Genomic DNA, 17,088 nt, shown 5'->3' with positions numbered 1-17,088 from the left:
TTACTCAGCAAGCCCGTACTTCTCCTCGCGCTGAACAAAGGCCTCTTTACCCCCTTCCAATACGGTCGTAACTTCCTCTCTGATGCTCTCATCTTCCAGAGGACCGGACTTGAACGATATCTCATTTTCCTCATACTGCGCCACAACGACCTGTTCAGCGTCCGTATTCACCACCAAATTAGCATTATGGGTCGCAATAATAACCTGACGCTTCTTTTTTGCCTCCTTGAACGCGTCTTTGAGGGTTCTGTAGACGAACCGATTGTCGAGATTCTCTTCGGGTTGGTCGATAATCAGCGGCTTCTCATCTTGAGCGAGGAGGATCTTCAATAGTACCGTTCCCTTCTGTCCAAGAGATAGATCTTCCATTCGAGTTCCTTCTAGCAGAATCTGCTCTGATAGCTTGAAATTGCCAGTAAACACGCGTCGCTCAAACTCCGCAGTGGAAGCGTTAGCTAACAACTGATCTTTGAACGACAGAGCTGCCTCAAGATACGCTTCAGCATTATGTTCTGACTGTTCACTGCCTTCGATCGCATCTAGTGCAATTTGGATTATTGGCTGAATTTCAGCGATATTCACACTCCGCCCATCAAGTAAGTCATATAACTTGGATTGTAGACCGTCAATAACGTCTAAATTAGCATCGAATTTGACTTCGTCAAGAATTGCTGACTGATCCGCTTCGAATTCAGAGATTACTAATGAATAGAGGTTCCTCAAGTCGTGATATGCATCTACATAATTAACGAACTCGCTCCGTCGTTTAGTTCGTAGCTCTTGGATTTTTTGGGAGTCCGTCTCTATTGACTGGACGTTATTTTCTTCTTCCTCGACGACTTTCTGCTGTTCTCGTTTCTCTTTTAGTAGTTGAGAAAGTTCTTGATCAAAATCTTCTAGATCGTCTAGCTGGTCTTGGACACGCTCTCGTTGATCTGTTATTCTCAAGATGTCGTCATCAATCGCTTGTTCGTAATCACGCAATTTTGAACGGGCTTCCTCTACAGAGAATTGGGTTATTTCGAGATTCTCCTCAATCTCTGTTTCTTCAGATAAGGATCTAAGCTTCCCAATATCCCGATTGAAATCCTCAATCTCACCAAGCCGTTCGAGTTGGTCCGATAGAATAGATTTAATTTCCTCTACTGTTTGCAGCTCTTTATCATAAGTATCTAATTGGTTCTGGAGTTCTGTGGAGTTTTCGTCCCGCAATTCATCTCCGTGCTCTTCCCTAAACTCCTCAATCTCCCGTTCTTTATCTTCTAGTTTGCCGCGTGCGGCGTTTAGATCCGATTTCGCATCACTAATTCGCTCATCAATTGTTTCCGGGTCATACTCGTGAATTCGGTTCGTTAATTCCTCGAGTTCCTTCTCGATATGGCGGATACTATTGCGTTTCTCCTCAAAACGTTCCATCAGTTCTGAATCAGTCGTTCGAACTGATTGCTGGATTAATTCCAGAACCTGATCGTGCATCCGATCTTCATCCCGGCAATATTCAGATATCTTCCCTTGAGGTAGATACTCAACATTCGAATGCGAGATACACTCTTCATCAAGTACTGACTTCTCAAATGGATCTACGTCTTCTCCATTGAATTCGAGTTCTGTCGTAATGCCCGGATTTTCGTCCTGAATCCGTTGGATGAATGAATTAACATCGATCTCTTCATCTTCCCCAGAAATGTGCCTGTTTTGATAAAAATTGGCAATTAAATCTAGTAACGCAGTTTTTCCTGCCCCCTTACCACCGATTACTGTAACGAGATTTGGATTAAGAGGGAGAGTGGTATCTGACACAGTCAGCCGGTCATTTATTACACCCTCTCGAATATTCACGTTATTTGGCGTATGGATTGAGACACGCCGCTGAGGGTCGTACTCACCAATATAAACTCGATCTCCCGGTTCGTACTTGATCTGCTTTAGTCCTTCAAAAGTCGTGTCCGCCTTAATCCAGCAGTAGCGATTCTTATCGGGGACGCAAAAATCGTCAAAGTCGTGTGAGTCTGATCCTCTAAGTGCCGGTTTTAGACTACCGAACGCTTTCCGAAACTCAGCAGTAGACATCATTTCGGTCCGGCCAAGTAACCAATCCCTCGTATCTGAATTACTGATAAATACAGCGTCGGCCTTGCCCAAGAGACTTCCTCTAAGTGTACCTGCCCGACCTTCCCAAGAAATCTTTTCCCAGTTGTCTTCGACTAAGACAGTGAGATACTTACCTTCAAAGACATCGCTGTCCAGCGCTTCATAGATCGTATCAACGTCAACGGTGATTCTGTTACAACCAGCAATATACGGGTCATCGTAATCATCATACGTATCGAACTCAGAATTTTGACCCAGCCGTTCAAGGTTTTCCCGAGTGGGAGGCATTGTATTTCCGTCGGGCTTTTTTGCTTCGAGTTGATTTATGAAATTCTCTCGAATTCTGACAGGGTCTAGTTCGTCACTAAAGAGAACATGCATTTCGACGGCTTCCGACGAATGACCGCCTGAACGACTAGTGACGAAATGATCTACGCGTAGTTCAACATTTGGAAGAACTAGGTCGAAGTTCTGTAACCGGTCATCTTGTTCAATCGCCTCTTGAACTCGTTCATAACCCTCAACAGAGAAGTAGTCCGTTATTCCGATACAGGATATATCGTCTATGTCTTCTAATTCGTCAAGGTAGCGCTCCCAGACAGCATCTTCATGGTCTTCCTCAGCTCCGAGTGATCGCTCCAAATTGAAATTTTCGTGGAACGAGGAAGGAGAATGTACATGTAAATCCCATTTGTTCCATCTGGATCCATGCGAAGTATCCATACTCTGTGTCTATTATTGACAAGTGATATTCTTTGCTAAAATGTCTAGACTAAAAACTAAGCGAGACCACCACATCGGGATACATATACGAATTCGAGTCCACCATCCTGTATATGACAGACGCCGATGCCGACTCAGGATGGTTTGAATCAGTCCCACCTGACGACCTAGAAGCCGCTCGAAAAGCCATCGACAGCGGAAACACAGAATCGCCAAAGGATTGGCCCACAAAGGCCGTTGAGTCTGGTTTTGCGGAGGACAAAAACGAATACTACGATAAACTCCACGAAGCAGCGACTTACACTACCCGAGAAGTCGTTAAAGAACGAGAGAGGGCAGATGACCAACAGTTAAAACATAGTATTCGTGCTATGGACGACTGCGAGCGCGTCGCGAACGAACTGGCCGAACGGGCGACCGAGTGGGCGGGGAGCCGCTTCGACGACGTCGATACGGGGATCGCGGGGGCTCGCGATCTCGCCGAGCGGGAGCCGAGCGGCGACCTCGACGGACGGGTCGTCTCGCTTTCGGCGCGGGCGGCCGCCCTCGCCGACGAGCGGGACGCGTTGGCGGCGACGATCGACCGGATCGCGCCCGCGGTCGCGCCGAACCTCGCGGACATGGCCGGCCCGGAGCTCGCGGCGCGGCTGATCGCGCTCGCGGGCGGGCTGGAGCCGCTGGCGAAGAAGCCCTCGGGGACGGTTCAGGTGCTCGGCGCGGAGGACGCGCTCTTCGCGCATCTCTCCGGGCGAGCCCCCTCGCCGAAACACGGGATCATCTACACCCACGAGTTCGTCAGGGGAACCCGCCCCGAGGACCGCGGGTCGGCCGCGCGGGCGCTCGCCGGAAAGCTGGCGCTCGCGGCGCGCGCCGACCACTACTCGGGGGAGTACCGCGAGGTGCTCCACGAGGACCTCCGCGAGCGAATGGCGACGATCCGGGCGCGGGCGGAGCCGGCGGGCGTGGACGGAGATGCGGACGACGCGCCGGGTCCGGGGGGCGACTCGGCGGCCACGGAGGGAGACGATGCCTGACTCCGCCCTCCCGGACGGGGTCGAGCGACGCGAGTTCGGCGGCGAGACGCGGCTGGCGACGCGCGGACCGCCCGTCTACGGCGAGCCGACCGATGGCGAGTGGCGCGCGTGGGACCCCGAGCGGTCGAAGCTCGGGGGGATGTTCGAGCTCGGGTTCGACACCGGCCTCTCGGGCGGCGAGACGGTGTTGTACCTCGGCGCGGCCGCGGGCACGACCGTGGGCCACGTCGCCGACTTCGCCGGGCCGACGTACGCGGTGGAGTTCGCTCCGCGGCCGACGCGGGACCTGCTCGACGTGGCCGAGTCCCGCGACCGGCTGTTTCCCCTCCTGAAGGACGCCCGGAAGCCGGAGACGTACGCGCACGTCGTCGAGAGCGACGTCGACGCGATCGTCCAGGACGTCGCGACCCGCGGGCAGGCGACGGTCGCGAATCGAAACGCGCGCTTTCTCGCCGACGACGGGCGGCTGCTGCTGGCCGTGAAGGCCCGTAGCGAGGACGTCACCGCCGACCCGGACGACGTGTTCACGGACGTGCTCGCGGAGCTGGATGGAACCTACGAGGTGCTCGAGAGCGGGCGGCTCGACCGGTTCCACGAGGACCACCTCGGGATCGTGGCGACGCCGCGGTGAGACGGGGCGGAGGAGGACGGGATCTGACCCCTCACCACGTCGGCGGCGAGAACCCGGCGTTCTCGAGGAGGGGCTTCCACCGTTTCTGGACGGAAAGTCGCGAGACGTCCATCGCGTCGGCGACGGCGGACTGGGGGCGCTCCTGGCCGCGGATCAGCGCGGCGGCGTAGAGGCTGGCGGCGGCGGCGGCGGGCTTCGAGCGTTCCTCGTCGGGGACCGCAGAGAGGAAGACGTCGGTCGCGGTCGAGCACGCCTCGTCGTCGAGGCCGAGGTCGGCGCAGGCCTCCTCGAGGCGCTCGATCCACTCGGCGTTGTCGACGCGGTCACTCGCCCGGTACATGCGTCTTCGTTGGCGGCCGACGTACAAAAGCGGTGCGTGCGGTCGGGTGGCGGTGGGCCGTGGTCGGTCGTCAGGTTCTTGAGGCGGTTCCGCCTACGAGTGGTCGCGCGCGGGTTGCCGAGCCAGGCCAAAGGCGTAGCGCTTAGGACGCTATCCCGTAGGGGTCCGCCGGTTCGAATCCGGTCCCGCGCATACCGTCTCGAACGAACGTGAGAGGCGTGTATGCGCGACGAGGATTTGAACCCTGGAAACCGAGCGAAGCGAGGTTTCATCCGGTTCGAATCCGGTCCCGCGCATTGCGAGGCGTTCGCTTCGATCGCGCCTCGAAACAGGAACGGCGAGCGAAGCGAGCCGTGAGTTCGGAAGTGAAACCAAAGAGCAGGACTGCGATCAACGGCGGATCTTCCAGGCGACCTATCGGCTGCTCCGGCCGATGAAAAACGGAACGTGAGTCACTTCCACGGGTTCGGCACGAGGTCGGCCTGTATCTCCGCGCCCACCTCGATCCGGCAGTCGGAGCGCGGCTCGGCCACACAGAGCAGGACGTACCCCTCCAGTCGGTGGTCGGGTTTCAACCCCCGCGGTCGTTCGACGTGGGCGAGGTCACCCTCAAGCAAGCGTCCGGTACAGGTGGCACAGGCACCGTACAGACAGCCGTAGGGGACGCCGAGACCGGCACGCTCGGTCGCGTCGATGACCGTCTCGGACTCCCGGACGTCGACGGTCGTCTCCCGGCCGTCGCGCCACTCCAGCGTGACCGTGTGGGACATCGGCGGCTACTGCCAGACGTCGCTGGTACAGTCGCCGCCGGGCCAGCGGATCTCGTGGGCGCGGGCCGGGCCGCCGGGGGCGTCGCCGAAGTCGACGACGAACTCCTCGTCGAGTTCCATCCGTCCCTCCTCGGGGTATACGTCCGCTTTCATCATCAGCGACCCCTCTTCGCTCATCTCGGGGTAGAACTGGTTGTCCCACGAGGAGAACAGCGACGTGGTCCAGTAGAGCCGTCTGCCGTCCCGGGAGAGCTGGAGCATCTGCGGTGCGCCGCGGACGTCGTGGCCGCCGACGGACTGGCGCTCGGCGAAGTTCCCGCCGACCCAACACTGATCGACCAACCGCGGGCTCCCCGTGTCACTGATGTCGTACATCCGCACGTCGCCGTGTAGCCAGTTCGAGAAGAACATGTACTGGTCGTCGAGCGAGAGGAGGACGTCGGTCACCAGTCCCGGCACGGGCATGTCCCAGTCGGGGTGTTCGCGGTCCTCGACGTCGATGACCTTCTCCCACTCCCAGCGTCCGTCCTCCGCCTCCCAGAACCGGAGGATGTTCGAGGAGAGCGCGGCACCGACGTAGCCTTCGGTCTCCTCGGGGTTGTGGGGCATCCGGATCTCGAGCGGGATGAGACCCTCCTCGCCGAAGGTCAGCGTCTGTTCGTGTTCCTTCGTCTCCCAGTCCCAGACGTGGATGCTGTCGCCGTACTTGCCGGCTTCGACGTCGTCCAAGTCGAAGCCCGGATAGTAGGTCTCCGGCGCGGCCCACTCCGTCGACAGCATCACGCCGTGTCGAGGCTGGTACCAGTAGTCGTAGTTCATCTCCATGTCGCCGCGGTCGATCTCCCAGTGGCCGTCGATGGAGAAGTCGTCCTGATCGAGCTGAAGGAAGCCGCCGGGGAGTTCGCCGTCGGCGTTGCCGAGCATGCTGATGACGATCTTCCCCTCGGGGACGCAGTGAACCGTGTGTGGCGCGGAGAGGTCGTGTTCGAACACTGCTTCGGGTTCGATCACTTTCTCGATCGCCGGATTCCGCGGGTCCGAGGCGTCGATGATGTGGATGCGCGAGGATCGCTGGCCCGGGACGATCAGGTGGTCCCGCATGAGACCCTCGGCGTGACAGGAGGACGAACAGCTGTTCCAGCCGAAGTGGTGGAGTTCGTCACCCTTGTTCGGCATCTCGACGGTATCGATCAGCTCCGCGTAGGTGTCGGAGTCGGGATCGACGTCGACGACGCCGACGAAGTCGGGACCGTCCACGTCCATCCCGACCCGGAGCGACATGACGAAGGCGGTCTTCTCGCGTTCCGATTCGGTTCGCATCGCAGCCGGGGTTGGATATCCCGGCCCCTCTACCCCGTGGTGTTCGTGGCCGTGCGCGTCGGTCGACTGGCTGGGTTCGTCGGTGCTCATGGTAAGCACCCACACAGTCATATCCATAATGAATAATGATATGCTTGTCGAACGACAATCCACACCTGATGGGGATCCGTCCGCGCTCGTCGACGGCGTTCGAGAGTGTGTCCTCGAGTTCTCGTGACGAACCGGAGAGTGGGTGATGCGCGAGTTCACGTTCAGCATCGACTACGAGGCCGGCGTCGATCCGATGACGGACGTGTTCATCGACCATCCGTCGCTCGTCGCACGGGGATTACACGGCTGTGTGAACGACGACGACTTCTGGCGTATCGAGCGCTTCAGCGGGCCGATGGCGGCGCTCGACGCAGTCGAACGGCTTCGCCTCGACGGGGACGTACGAACGGAGTCCGTGACCGAGACGGACTTCCTCGCCACCGAACACCACGAGATCCTGGAGCGCTCCGACGGGGAGCGGGTGGTCTACACGTACGTCGAGCGAGTCGGCGGCGGCAGATCCGTCCAGACGCTCGCCGGTCGGTATCTCCCCCGAGGATCGCTCCTCTGTTCCCGCCGGTCGGAGGATCGGCACGAGTGGCGCATCCTGATGCGGTCGGACGAGAAGGTCGGTCTGCTCTACGACGCCCTCGGCGCGAACCTGCGGTCCGGGCTCTCGTTTCACATGGGCCACCTCCGGGACGCCCGCCGGTGGGGACACGACTCGCTCGGGACGGTCTCGCTCGACCCCGAGCAGCGGACGGCGTTGCGCGCGGCCGCCCGGAACGGGTACTATCGATCGCCGAGCGAGATCACGCTCGAGGAACTGGCGTCGAAACTGAACGTGCCACGCTCGACGCTCTCCTACCGGCTCCGGCGGGCCGAAGAACAGCTGGTCATGGAGTACGTGAACGACGTGTGAAACGTCCCACGCGATCGATCGGGATCGCGCCGTGCCGCCGACACGGTCTCCGTCACCGACGGGGACGGTTTCAAGTACTCGCTTCCCCCACCCACGAGCAGCCATGGAGCCGCCCGAGATCGAACGGTTGGACGAGCGGACGATCCAGCGGATCGCGGCGGGCGAGGTGGTCGAGCGGCCGGCCAGCGTCGTGAAGGAGCTGATCGAGAACAGCCTCGACGCGGGCGCGAGCCGCGTTGCCGTCTCGGTCGAGGCCGGCGGCACGGAGGGGATCCGCGTCCGCGACGACGGCGTCGGGATCCCGGCGGACCAGCTCGAGGCCGCCGTCGCCGAACACGCCACCTCGAAGATCGCCGACATCGAGGATTTGGAGGCCGGCGTCGGAACGCTCGGTTTCCGCGGCGAGGCGCTGTACACGGTCGGCGCCGTCTCGCGGCTGACGGTCCGATCGCGGCCGCCCGACGCCGAGGCGGGAGCCGAGATCGCAGTCGAGGGCGGCGACGTCGGCGCGGTGCGCCCCGCTGGATGTCCGGTCGGGACGACCGTCGAGGTCGCGGACCTGTTTTACAACACGCCAGCTCGCAAGAAGTTCCTCAAGCGGGTGACCACGGAGTTCGACCACGTCAACACGGTGGTCACGGGGTACGCGCTCGCGAACCCCGACGTGGCCGTCTCGCTCGAACACGACGGCCGCGAGACGTTCGCGACCGAGGGCAACGGGGATCTGCGGTCGGCGGTGCTTTCGGTCTACGGCCGCGAGGTCGCGGAGTCGATGGTCGAGGTCGACTGGGAACCCTCGTCGGCGGCGGAAACGGATGAAGGGAGGAAGGGCGGAGATCCGGCCGTGAAACGCGTCACCGGCCTCGTCTCGCATCCGGAGACGACCCGGTCGGCCCGGGACTACCTCGCGACGTACGTCAACGACCGATACGTCACGGCGGGCGCGCTCCGCGAGGCGGTCCTCGAGGCGTACGGCGGACAGCTCGCGCCCGACCGGTACCCCTTCGCGGTGCTGTTCGTCGAGGTTCCGCCCGACGAGGTGGACGTGAACGTCCACCCGCGGAAGCTGGAGGTGCGGTTCGACCGGGAGGCGGGCGTCAGGTCCGCGGTCGAGTCGGCCGTGGAGGCGGCGCTGCTCGACCACGGGCTGATCCGATCGACCGCGCCGCGCGGGCGGTCCGCGCCCGACGAGGTCGACGTCGCTCCCGAGACCGTCGACGGCGAGGTGGTCGGCGGAGCGGGGACCGCGGACCGACGGCGTGAACGTGTGGACGGCGCGGTCGACGCGGACGGCGATCCCGATGTGGATGACGACGCGGACGATGGTCGTGGCAACGCCGGTGACGGAGACGACGCGAAACCCGCCACGGCGACCGGGTCGGCGACCGAACTCGACCCGGACGACGAGGACGCATGGGCGGTCGAGGGGCTCGCCGGCGACGCGGATCCCGCCGGAGGGTCCGACCGTGATGAGGACGGCGACCCCCACGACGACACCGGTCTCTCGGGATCCGACCGCCCCTCTCCGCGGAGTTGGCAGTCCACCGACGCGGCGTCCGGTCCCGACTCGGAGCCGGACGCCGACGCGGGTGGGAACGGTCGATCCCCCGACGAAGCGGACGGTACCCTCGTCGATCCCGACTCGTCGGGCGAGCCCGATCCGGTCGTCGGCTTCGACTCCCCGTCCGACTCCGATCCGGTCGCCGACGCCGGTTCCGATTCCGATCCGGTCGCCGACGCCGCGCCGCCCGCCGACGCGGACCCGACGCCCCGGCGCGCCGCGACCAGCCAGCACACCCTCGCGGGCGAGGAGACGAGCGACGAGCGCGCGTACGACTCGCTCCCGTCGTTGCGCGTGCTCGGTCAGCTTCACGACACGTACGTCGTCGCGGAGGCTCCCGACGGGCTCGTGTTGATCGACCAGCACGCCGCCGACGAGCGGGTGAACTACGAGCGGCTCAGACGTGAGTTCGCCGACGGCCCGCCCGCGCAGGCGCTCGCGGAGCCGGTGACGGTCGAGTTGACGGCGCGCGAGGCCGCGCTGTTCGGCGAGTTCCTCGAGGAACTGTCGGGAGTGGGGTTCCGCGCCGAGCGAGCGGGCGAGCGCGAGGTCGTCGTCAAGGCGGTTCCCGCGGTCTTCGACGCCGCGCTCGACCCCGAACTCCTCCGTGACGTCCTCACGGAGTTCGTCGCGGACGCGGCGGCGACCGCGGAGGCCGGAGCGTCCGACGACGCCACGGCCGCTTCGCCGGCCGGGAACCCGGTGACCGACGCGGTCGACGACCTCCTCGCGGACCTCGCGTGTTACCCCTCCGTGACCGGGAACACGTCGCTCACGGAGGGTCGCGTCGTCGACCTCCTCGACCGGCTCGACGCCTGCGAGAACCCCTACGCCTGTCCGCACGGCCGGCCGGTCGTGATCCGGTTCGACCGCGAGGAACTGGAGTCCCGTTTCGAGCGCGACTATCCCGGCCACGCCGGTCGGCGCGCGGAGTGATCCCCTTCCCGTAGCGGTCTCTCGACTGTGCCGGCTGAACGGTCGCGGAGAGGTACGCTTTTGCCACGCCGGGGCGACCCCGACGCATGGAACGCGTAGCGATCGTCGGCGCGTCGATGACCCGGTTCGGGCAGCGCGACGCCTGGGTTCGGGAACTGCTCGCGGAGGCGGGCGAGGCGGCGCTCTCCGACGCCGGGATCGTCGGCGACGACCTCGACCACTTGTACGTCTCGAACATGGCCAGCGGCGAGTTCGAGGGGCAGACCGGCGTCCCGAACGCGCTCGCTCACGACCTCGCGGCCACGCCCGCCTACACCGCCCGGATCGACCAGACCTCCTCCTCCGGCGGCGCGGGCGTCTACGCCGCCTGGCAGTCGGTCGCCTCGGGCGCGAGCGATCTCACGATGCTGGTCGGCGGCGAGAAGATGACCCACCGGAGCACCGCGGAGGCGACCGACGTGATCGCCTCGCTCACCCACCCCGTCGAGTACAAACACGGCGTGACGCTCCCCTCGTTCGCGGGGCTCACGGCGCGCCTCTACCTCGACGAGTACGACGCGCCCCGCGAGAGCCTCGGCAAGGTCGCGGTGAAGAACCACGCCAACGGCGTGGACAACCCCCACGCCCAGTTCCGCAAGGAGGTCGACCTCGAGACCGTCCTCGAGTCGCCGGTCGTCGCCGACCCCCTCCGGCTGTACGACTTCTGTCCGATCACGGACGGCTCCGCCGCGCTCGTGTTCTGTCCCGAGTCGGTCGCCGAGGAGTACGCGCCGGACGGAGAATATGCCGTGATCAGCGGGATCGGCGGCGCGACCGACACCCACGTCGTCCACGAGCGCGCGGATCCCACCACGATGGGCGGGGTCGTCGACTCCTCGGCGATCGCCTACGAGATGGCCGGGATCGCCCCCGACGACGTCGACGTGGCGGAGCTCCACGACATGTTCACCATCCTCGAGTTCCTCCAGAGCGAGGACCTCGGCTTCTTCGAGAAGGGCGAGGGGTGGAAGGCGGTCGAGGAGGGCGTCACCGACCGCGACGGCGAGCTCCCGATCAACACCTCCGGCGGGCTCAAGTCGAAGGGTCACCCGCTCGGGGCCAGCGGCGTCGCACAGGTGTACGAGATCTACAAGCAGGTCACCGGGGACGCCGGCCCGCGGCAGGTCGAGGCCGACACGGGCCTCGCGTGTAACGTCGGCGGGTTCGGGAACTGCGTGACCACCGCGATCCTGGAGGGAAGCCAATGAGCGACACGAACGCCGACGACGACACGCACGAGGAACCGACCGACGAAGCGAGAGACGAACCGACCTTCGAGGCCGCGGAGTACGCCGACGGGAGCGTCTCGTATCCGCCCCATCCCGTCGGGCCGAACGGCGCGGAGCGAGTCGGGTCCGTGGACCTCCGCGAGCACGAGGCGCGCGTCGTGACGTGGACCACCTCGATGGCGACGCCGCCCGGCGTCCGAGCGCCCAACACGCTCGCGATAGTCGAGTTCGAGATGGGGGAGGAGTACGACGGTCCGCCGGTCCGCGCGCTGGGGCAGGTCGCGGCCGACCCGGACGGCAACGCGTTCGACGTCGTCATCGGTGACCACGTCGAACCCGTCTACGCCGACGAGCTCCGCGAGCCCGGCGCGGGAATACGCGAGCCGGCGAGCCAGGCGTGGGACGGGTTCCGGTTCCGGCCGGTCGAGTAGGCGAGGTCCACGTCGACCGCGTCGGAGCGGTATCCGCGACGGGCGGTCCGGCCGAAGACACTTGTCGCGGGCGCGAAACCGTGGGCGTATGCCCTCCATGGAAACCGACGACGTACACGGCGGTCCCGTCGCGGGTCGGGGTCGGGTCGGGGGCGTCCTGATCCTCGTCGGCCTCGGCTGGATCGCTCTGGGGTTCGCGCTCCGAACGGGCGTCGTGGACCTCGCCGGACCGTTCGCTCACTCCTCGGTGCTCGGACTGTATCCGGGTGAAGCCGCCCGTATGTTCGAGACTGACCTCGTGGGCGTGCTCACTGCCGTCGTCGGTGCCAGCGTGATCGGGACGGCGGCGAACGGTCCGGCGTCGGACGACGCCGGACGCGACCCGGCACCGATCCGCTTCTCCACGGCGCTCGGGTCGGCGGGGCTCGGGTTCGCGGTCGTCGTCGTGGCGCTGCCGCTCGGGCCACCGCCGGGCGGTCCGATAGCCGGGCCGCCGGTCATCGAGCGACTCGTGGACGTTCGGTTCCTGCTGAGTTACGTGGCGGCCTGGTCGTTCCCGCTCGGCGTGGCGGCGACCCGTCGGGAACGGGCGGTCATCGGGGCCGGGATCGCGACGCTCCCGCTCGCGGCGGTCGCGTTCACGGCGTTGCTCGTCGTTTCGGGGGGTGGCCTGGCGGTCCTGGCGGGGATCTTCGCGGTCGGCGTCGCGGTCTCGTTGCTCGCAGTCGGGTCGATCGTCGGGCTACCGTTGTACCTGGCCGGACGGGCCCTCGGCCCCCGCGACACGCCTGACCGGATCGTCGGCCGCTTCCGTCGGATCACTCGATGAGTGACCCACGAACGCTCCGGTACCACCCCCTCGCCTTACCGCACCGCCCGAACGCCGAGGGTGGACGTGGCTATCCCGCCGATGGCGACGGGCATCCAGTAGGTGCCGCCGCGGAACACGAGCACGGCCGCGGTGATCGCCGACGCCTCTATCCCCGTGGTCGGCACGAGCAGCGCGACGTAGGCGGCCTCGATCCCGCCGAGCCCGCCCGGCATCGGCGTCGCGCCGGCGAGGTTGGCGAGCGGGATCGCGAAGAGCACGACGTACGGCGGGATCGCGTGGCCGACCGCGGCGAACGCCGCCGTCAGCGCGACCGCCTGCGCGAGCCATCCCAGAAGCGACAGCCCGACGACGGCCGACAGCCGGAAACGGTTCGTCCCCACGCGTTCGATGTCCGCGAAGAACCGGTCCAGCCGTCCCGCGAGGTCCGACTCGAGGTCCGCCGCGTCGTACCGTCCGCGCCCGAGCCGTCCGACCCACGGGGCGACGACCCCCGGAACGCGGTCGACGAGCGTCTCGCGGTACCGCCAGACGACGGCGATCGCGACGACGATCCCCCCAACGAGGACGACCGCCGAGGTAACCGCCGTCTCGAGACGCTCGCCGACGGCGGCGATGGTCGCGTAGTAGCCGACGCCGACGAAGACGAGGGAGAGCGACGGGATCACGTTGAGCACGTCGACGCTCGCGATGCCGGCGAGCCCCGTCTCGTATCGACAGTCGGACACCTTCGAGATGAGCAGCGCGGCGACTGGCTCCCCGCCGGCCTGCCCGAACGGGGTGACGTTGTTCGCGAACACCGCGCCGGCGTAGACGAAAAAGGACGTGACGACGGGGATCGAGACGTCGAGCGAGCCGAGGACGGTCCGGAGCATCAGGCTCCACGCGGCCAGCCAGCAGAGCGCGAACGCGACCGTCGCCGCGACGAACGTGGGGTCGGCCGACCGGAGCGTGTCGACCACGTCCCCCGCGCCGACGAGGTAGAACAGGACCCCGAGGACGGCGACCGCCGCGATCGACCCGAGAAGCAGCGCGCGGCGGTTGCCGTCGGCCATGCCCGACTTACCGCGGTAGCGAACTTGAAACGTCTGATCGACCACGAGCGCCCGGCGGATCCGCGCGGGCGATGGCCGACGGCCACTGGATTTGACGACGACACGGATCGCCACGGCGATCCACGGACCAATAAGAATACAACGGTCGATCCGAAACGTACCCGCAACCGATGGAAGACCAGCGTTTCCTCGAATCGGAGTGGGACTACTGTCTGGTGCTCGATGCGTGCCGATACGACGTCTTCCGGGACGTCTACGACGACTATCTCGAGGGCGATCTACAGAAGCGCTGGAGTACGGGTTCGTCGACGCCGGAGTGGGCCTACCGGACGTTCACCGGCGATCACGACATCGCGTACTTCTCCGGGAACCCGTTCATCAACGACCTGGGAATCCCGCTGAACGAGCTCAAGTGGGGCGCGAGCTGTGACTACGAGTGGACCGCCTCCGAGCACATCAGCGACGTCTTCGACGTCTGGAAGAGCGGTTGGGACGACGACCTCGGAACCGTCCCGCCCGAGGGGATCGCGGAGGCGTTCCGAAACGAGCAGGCGGCCGTCGAGCGGGCCGACCGCACCGTGCTCCACTACATGCAGCCGCACGCGCCGTACCTCTCCCGCGGTAAGGGCCAGAAGCTCAAACAGATCCAGAAGGGGATCAAACGACAGGAGGAGGAGGCGGAAGCCGACGGGGACGGCTCCGACGACGGGCTGCTCTCCTCGATCAGCGACTCGATCCGGCCGAAGATCGAGAGTCGGCTGGACGACAGCGAGTTCGCCCAGAAGGCCGGGCTGTGGCTGGAGCTCGATCCCACCGACCTCGTGACGGACGGGACCCGCGTCACTGCGCTCCGGCTGTACGAGGAGAACCTGCGGATCGCCCTGGAGTCCGTCGCCGACCTGGTCGACGAGCTCGACGGGACGGTCGTCGTCACCGCCGACCACGGGGAGGCCTTCGGCGAGGAGGGCGTCTGGGAACACCACATCGAGACGCACATCCCGCCGCTGATGGAGGTGCCGTGGCTCGAAGTGGAGTGACCGCCGGACGATGAAGGTCAGCCACTACTTCGAGTTCGAGTCGCGGGTCACCGGGGGGATCCGCGAGTCCGTCGTCCACCAGCGGAAGATGCTCGACCGGCTCGGGATCGAGTACACGACCGAGCCGACGCTCGAGGCCGACGTGTTCCACTGTAACCTGCTCGGACCTCGGTCGGCGTGGTACGCGCGCCGCGCGGCCCGCCGAGGCGTGCCGGTCGTCGCGAACACGCACGTCACCGCGGAGGACTTCGGCGACAGCTTCCGCTTTACGAACGCCCTCGCGAAGCCGCTCCGACCGTATCTCGAGTGGGCCTACGGGCTCGCGGACGCGCTCGTCTGTCCCTCCGAGTACAACCGCGGGGTGATCAAGTCGTACACCGACGTCCCGACGACGGTGATCTCGAACGGCGTCGACCGCGAGAAGCTCGCGGGCTTCGAGGAGCTGGAGGCGACCTACCGCGACCGGTACGACCTCGAGGAGCCGGTCGTCTTCCTCGTCGGTCACGTGATCAAACGCAAGGGCCTCGAGACGTTCGTCGAGACGGCCCGCCGGATGCCCGACGTCGACTTCGCGTGGTTCGGCCCGCTCGACCTCTCGTTGAAGGGGCGGGAGACGACGGCGCTGATCGAGGGATCGCCGGAGAACTGCACGTTCACCGGCTACGTCGACGACGTTCGGGGAGCCTACGCCGTCGGCGACGTGTTCTGTTTCCCGACCCACGAGGAGAACGAGGGGATCGCCCTGCTCGAGGCGATGACGGCCGGAAAGCCCGCCGTCGTCCGCGACATCGAGACGTTCTCCTGGCTCGAGGACGGCCGGGAGTGTCTGAAGACCGCGGCCGACGCCGGCGTCGACGCCTTCGTCGAGGCGATAGAGCGGCTCGCGGACCCCGGCGTCCGCGACCGGATCGGCACGAACGCGGCGGAACGGAGCGAGGAGTTCGCGCTCGAGACGGTCGCGGAGCGATACCGGTCGCTGTACGGGGAGGTGATCTGAGTGCGGATCGGCTTCTTCACCGATAGCTACTTTCCCGGGATCGACGGCGTCACCTACACGATCGACCTCTGGCGCGAGGAGCTCGAGGCGCGGGGCCACGAGGTGTACGTGATCTATCCGGACGGCGACTACGAGCCCGACGAGCGGGAGATACCAGTTAGATCCCTACCGAACCCGTTCTATAAGGGATACCGCATCCCGACGTATCGCCGCCTCTCGACGCTGCCGGAGCTCGACGTGGTCCACTGTCACGGCCCCGCCCCGGTCGGGATGCTCGGACGGTACTACGCCCGGAAACACGACCTCCCGTCGATATACACCCACCACACGCCGCTCGAGGAGTACTTCCACCAGAGCATCGGTATTGCCTCCGTCGCGTCGGCCCTCTCGCGGCTGTACGTCCCGTTCGAGAACGCGTTCCTCCGGACGTTCGACGTCGTGACCGCCTCGACGAAGCGGATCGACCGCGACGTCGAACACGTCCCGCTCCCGGTCGGGATCGACATGGACTTCTTCGAACCGACCGCCGAGGACTGGTATCCCGAACGGACCGTGATCGGCTACAGCGGCCGGCTCAGCATGGAGAAGAACGTCGAGGAGATACTCCGTGTGGCCGAGGTGCTCCCCGAATACCGGTTCGTCGTGGTCGGCGAGGGGCCGCGCCGCGAGGCGCTCGAGCGCGACGCTCCGAACAACGTGGAGCTCCGTGATTTCCTCCCGCGGGAGGACCTCCCGACCTTCTACTCCTCCATCGACGCGTTCGTCACGGCCTCAACCGGCGACACGCTGGGGCTGTCCACGCTCGAGGCGAACGCCTGCGGAACCCCGGTCGCCGCCGCCGACGTTCCGCCGTTCGACCAGACGATCGGCCCCGACAACGGCGAGCGGTTCGAACGCGGCGACTTCGGGGGGATGGCCGAGGCGATCGAGACGTGTCTCTCGACCGATCGCGACACGCGCGGCGCGGTCGAGCGGTTCGACGTCGACCGCACGCTGGAGAACCTCGAGCACCTCTACCGGAACGCGCGGACGCCGACCGACCGCGCGACGGGCGTCGAGGGCGACTGGCCGCTCTCCGAGGACCCCGTCGAGTGAGCCGACGGCCGCGACGAC

General features: G+C 64.8%; 15 protein-coding genes and 1 tRNA gene. 11 read left to right on the top strand and 5 right to left on the bottom strand.

Features of this window, described 5'->3' with window-relative positions; genetic code table 11:
* Positions 1 to 2,814: a TrlF family AAA-like ATPase gene (locus EAO78_RS17670; RefSeq protein WP_136516490.1), complete on the bottom strand. Its 2,814-nt coding sequence runs from the start codon at positions 2,812 to 2,814 to the stop codon at positions 1 to 3.
* 113 nt (positions 2,815 to 2,927) lie between these two features.
* Here EAO78_RS17670 and EAO78_RS07205 point away from each other — a divergent pair, with 113 nt between their 5' ends.
* The gene (locus EAO78_RS07205; RefSeq protein WP_122105181.1) at positions 2,928 to 3,848 is read left to right on the top strand and encodes an NOP5/NOP56 family protein; all 921 of its coding nucleotides are present in this window, start codon (positions 2,928 to 2,930) and stop codon (positions 3,846 to 3,848) included.
* Positions 3,841 to 4,479, top strand: coding sequence for a fibrillarin-like rRNA/tRNA 2'-O-methyltransferase (locus EAO78_RS07200; protein ID WP_122105180.1), 639 nt, complete (start codon positions 3,841 to 3,843; stop codon positions 4,477 to 4,479). The genes EAO78_RS07205 and EAO78_RS07200 overlap by 8 nt, the downstream gene beginning before the upstream one ends.
* A gap of 31 nt (positions 4,480 to 4,510) precedes the next feature.
* Here EAO78_RS07200 and EAO78_RS07195 read toward each other — a convergent pair whose 3' ends face one another.
* Complete coding sequence (locus EAO78_RS07195; RefSeq protein WP_122105179.1) at positions 4,511 to 4,819, bottom strand: transcription initiation factor IIB family protein; 309 nt, start codon at positions 4,817 to 4,819, stop codon at positions 4,511 to 4,513.
* Positions 4,820 to 4,926: 107 nt separating this feature from the next.
* Here EAO78_RS07195 and EAO78_RS07190 point away from each other — a divergent pair.
* Positions 4,927 to 5,011 (top strand) — tRNA-Leu (locus EAO78_RS07190).
* Positions 5,012 to 5,271: 260 nt separating this feature from the next.
* Here EAO78_RS07190 and EAO78_RS07185 read toward each other — a convergent pair.
* Entirely contained in the window at positions 5,272 to 5,589 is a 318-nt protein-coding gene (locus tag EAO78_RS07185; protein WP_122105178.1) for a 2Fe-2S iron-sulfur cluster-binding protein, read from the bottom strand.
* 6 nt (positions 5,590 to 5,595) lie between these two features.
* A complete protein-coding gene (locus EAO78_RS07180; RefSeq protein WP_122105177.1) occupies positions 5,596 to 6,999 on the bottom strand; it encodes a selenium-binding protein SBP56-related protein in 1,404 nt (467 codons plus the stop codon).
* Positions 7,000 to 7,144: 145 nt separating this feature from the next.
* Between EAO78_RS07180 and EAO78_RS07175 the strand changes: the two genes are divergently transcribed.
* The 5 genes from EAO78_RS07175 to EAO78_RS07155 all read left to right on the top strand — a co-directional run bounded on the left by EAO78_RS07175 (position 7,145) and on the right by EAO78_RS07155 (position 12,886).
* Positions 7,145 to 7,861, top strand: coding sequence for a helix-turn-helix domain-containing protein (locus EAO78_RS07175; protein WP_122105176.1), 717 nt, complete (start codon positions 7,145 to 7,147; stop codon positions 7,859 to 7,861).
* 103 nt (positions 7,862 to 7,964) lie between these two features.
* Positions 7,965 to 10,358: a DNA mismatch repair endonuclease MutL gene (gene mutL / locus EAO78_RS07170; protein WP_122105175.1), complete on the top strand. Its 2,394-nt coding sequence runs from the start codon at positions 7,965 to 7,967 to the stop codon at positions 10,356 to 10,358.
* An 86-nt stretch (positions 10,359 to 10,444) separates the two neighbouring features.
* Entirely contained in the window at positions 10,445 to 11,605 is a 1,161-nt protein-coding gene (locus EAO78_RS07165; protein ID WP_122105174.1) for a thiolase family protein, read from the top strand.
* On the top strand, positions 11,602 to 12,057 hold the full coding sequence (locus tag EAO78_RS07160; RefSeq protein ID WP_122105173.1) for a hypothetical protein: 456 nt from the start codon (positions 11,602 to 11,604) through the stop codon (positions 12,055 to 12,057). The genes EAO78_RS07165 and EAO78_RS07160 overlap by 4 nt, the downstream gene beginning before the upstream one ends.
* A gap of 88 nt (positions 12,058 to 12,145) precedes the next feature.
* Positions 12,146 to 12,886 (top strand): hypothetical protein, encoded by a 741-nt coding sequence (locus tag EAO78_RS07155; protein ID WP_136516489.1) that lies wholly within the window; start codon positions 12,146 to 12,148, stop codon positions 12,884 to 12,886.
* 35 nt (positions 12,887 to 12,921) lie between these two features.
* On the opposite strand, the gene EAO78_RS07150 is transcribed toward EAO78_RS07155, so the two are convergent.
* On the bottom strand, positions 12,922 to 13,941 hold the full coding sequence (locus EAO78_RS07150) for a lysylphosphatidylglycerol synthase transmembrane domain-containing protein (RefSeq protein WP_122105171.1): 1,020 nt from the start codon (positions 13,939 to 13,941) through the stop codon (positions 12,922 to 12,924).
* 170 nt (positions 13,942 to 14,111) lie between these two features.
* Between EAO78_RS07150 and EAO78_RS07145 the strand changes: the two genes are divergently transcribed.
* From EAO78_RS07145 to EAO78_RS07135, 3 genes are read left to right on the top strand one after another with little or no spacing between them, the layout of a single operon-like run.
* Complete coding sequence (locus EAO78_RS07145) at positions 14,112 to 14,978, top strand: hypothetical protein (protein WP_122105170.1); 867 nt, start codon at positions 14,112 to 14,114, stop codon at positions 14,976 to 14,978.
* Between the two features lie 10 nt (positions 14,979 to 14,988).
* The gene (locus EAO78_RS07140; RefSeq protein ID WP_122105169.1) at positions 14,989 to 15,975 is read left to right on the top strand and encodes a glycosyltransferase family 4 protein; all 987 of its coding nucleotides are present in this window, start codon (positions 14,989 to 14,991) and stop codon (positions 15,973 to 15,975) included.
* Entirely contained in the window at positions 15,976 to 17,070 is a 1,095-nt protein-coding gene (locus tag EAO78_RS07135) for a glycosyltransferase (RefSeq protein WP_122105168.1), read from the top strand. It begins immediately after the preceding gene.
* The last annotated feature ends 18 nt before the right edge of the window (positions 17,071 to 17,088 follow it).

This window comes from Halobellus captivus, assembly GCF_003697845.1.
Taxonomy (GTDB): Archaea; Halobacteriota; Halobacteria; order Halobacteriales; family Haloferacaceae; genus Halorubrum; species Halorubrum glutamatedens.
This window is presented reverse-complemented; position numbering and strand designations above follow the sequence as displayed.

Coding starts and splice junctions, on each gene's coding strand:
- EAO78_RS07160 (WP_122105173.1), top strand. CDS start 11,602: ATGAGCGACACGAACGCCGACGACGACACGCACGAGGAACCGACCGAC.
- EAO78_RS07175 (WP_122105176.1), top strand. CDS start 7,145: ATGCGCGAGTTCACGTTCAGCATCGACTACGAGGCCGGCGTCGATCCG.
- EAO78_RS07195 (WP_122105179.1), bottom strand. CDS start 4,819: ATGTACCGGGCGAGTGACCGCGTCGACAACGCCGAGTGGATCGAGCGC.
- EAO78_RS17670 (WP_136516490.1), bottom strand. CDS start 2,814: ATGGATACTTCGCATGGATCCAGATGGAACAAATGGGATTTACATGTA.
- mutL (WP_122105175.1), top strand. CDS start 7,965: ATGGAGCCGCCCGAGATCGAACGGTTGGACGAGCGGACGATCCAGCGG.
- EAO78_RS07165 (WP_122105174.1), top strand. CDS start 10,445: ATGGAACGCGTAGCGATCGTCGGCGCGTCGATGACCCGGTTCGGGCAG.
- EAO78_RS07150 (WP_122105171.1), bottom strand. CDS start 13,941: ATGGCCGACGGCAACCGCCGCGCGCTGCTTCTCGGGTCGATCGCGGCG.
- EAO78_RS07205 (WP_122105181.1), top strand. CDS start 2,928: ATGACAGACGCCGATGCCGACTCAGGATGGTTTGAATCAGTCCCACCT.
- EAO78_RS07140 (WP_122105169.1), top strand. CDS start 14,989: ATGAAGGTCAGCCACTACTTCGAGTTCGAGTCGCGGGTCACCGGGGGG.
- EAO78_RS07185 (WP_122105178.1), bottom strand. CDS start 5,589: ATGTCCCACACGGTCACGCTGGAGTGGCGCGACGGCCGGGAGACGACC.
- EAO78_RS07200 (WP_122105180.1), top strand. CDS start 3,841: ATGCCTGACTCCGCCCTCCCGGACGGGGTCGAGCGACGCGAGTTCGGC.
- EAO78_RS07180 (WP_122105177.1), bottom strand. CDS start 6,999: ATGAGCACCGACGAACCCAGCCAGTCGACCGACGCGCACGGCCACGAA.
- EAO78_RS07155 (WP_136516489.1), top strand. CDS start 12,146: ATGCCCTCCATGGAAACCGACGACGTACACGGCGGTCCCGTCGCGGGT.
- EAO78_RS07145 (WP_122105170.1), top strand. CDS start 14,112: ATGGAAGACCAGCGTTTCCTCGAATCGGAGTGGGACTACTGTCTGGTG.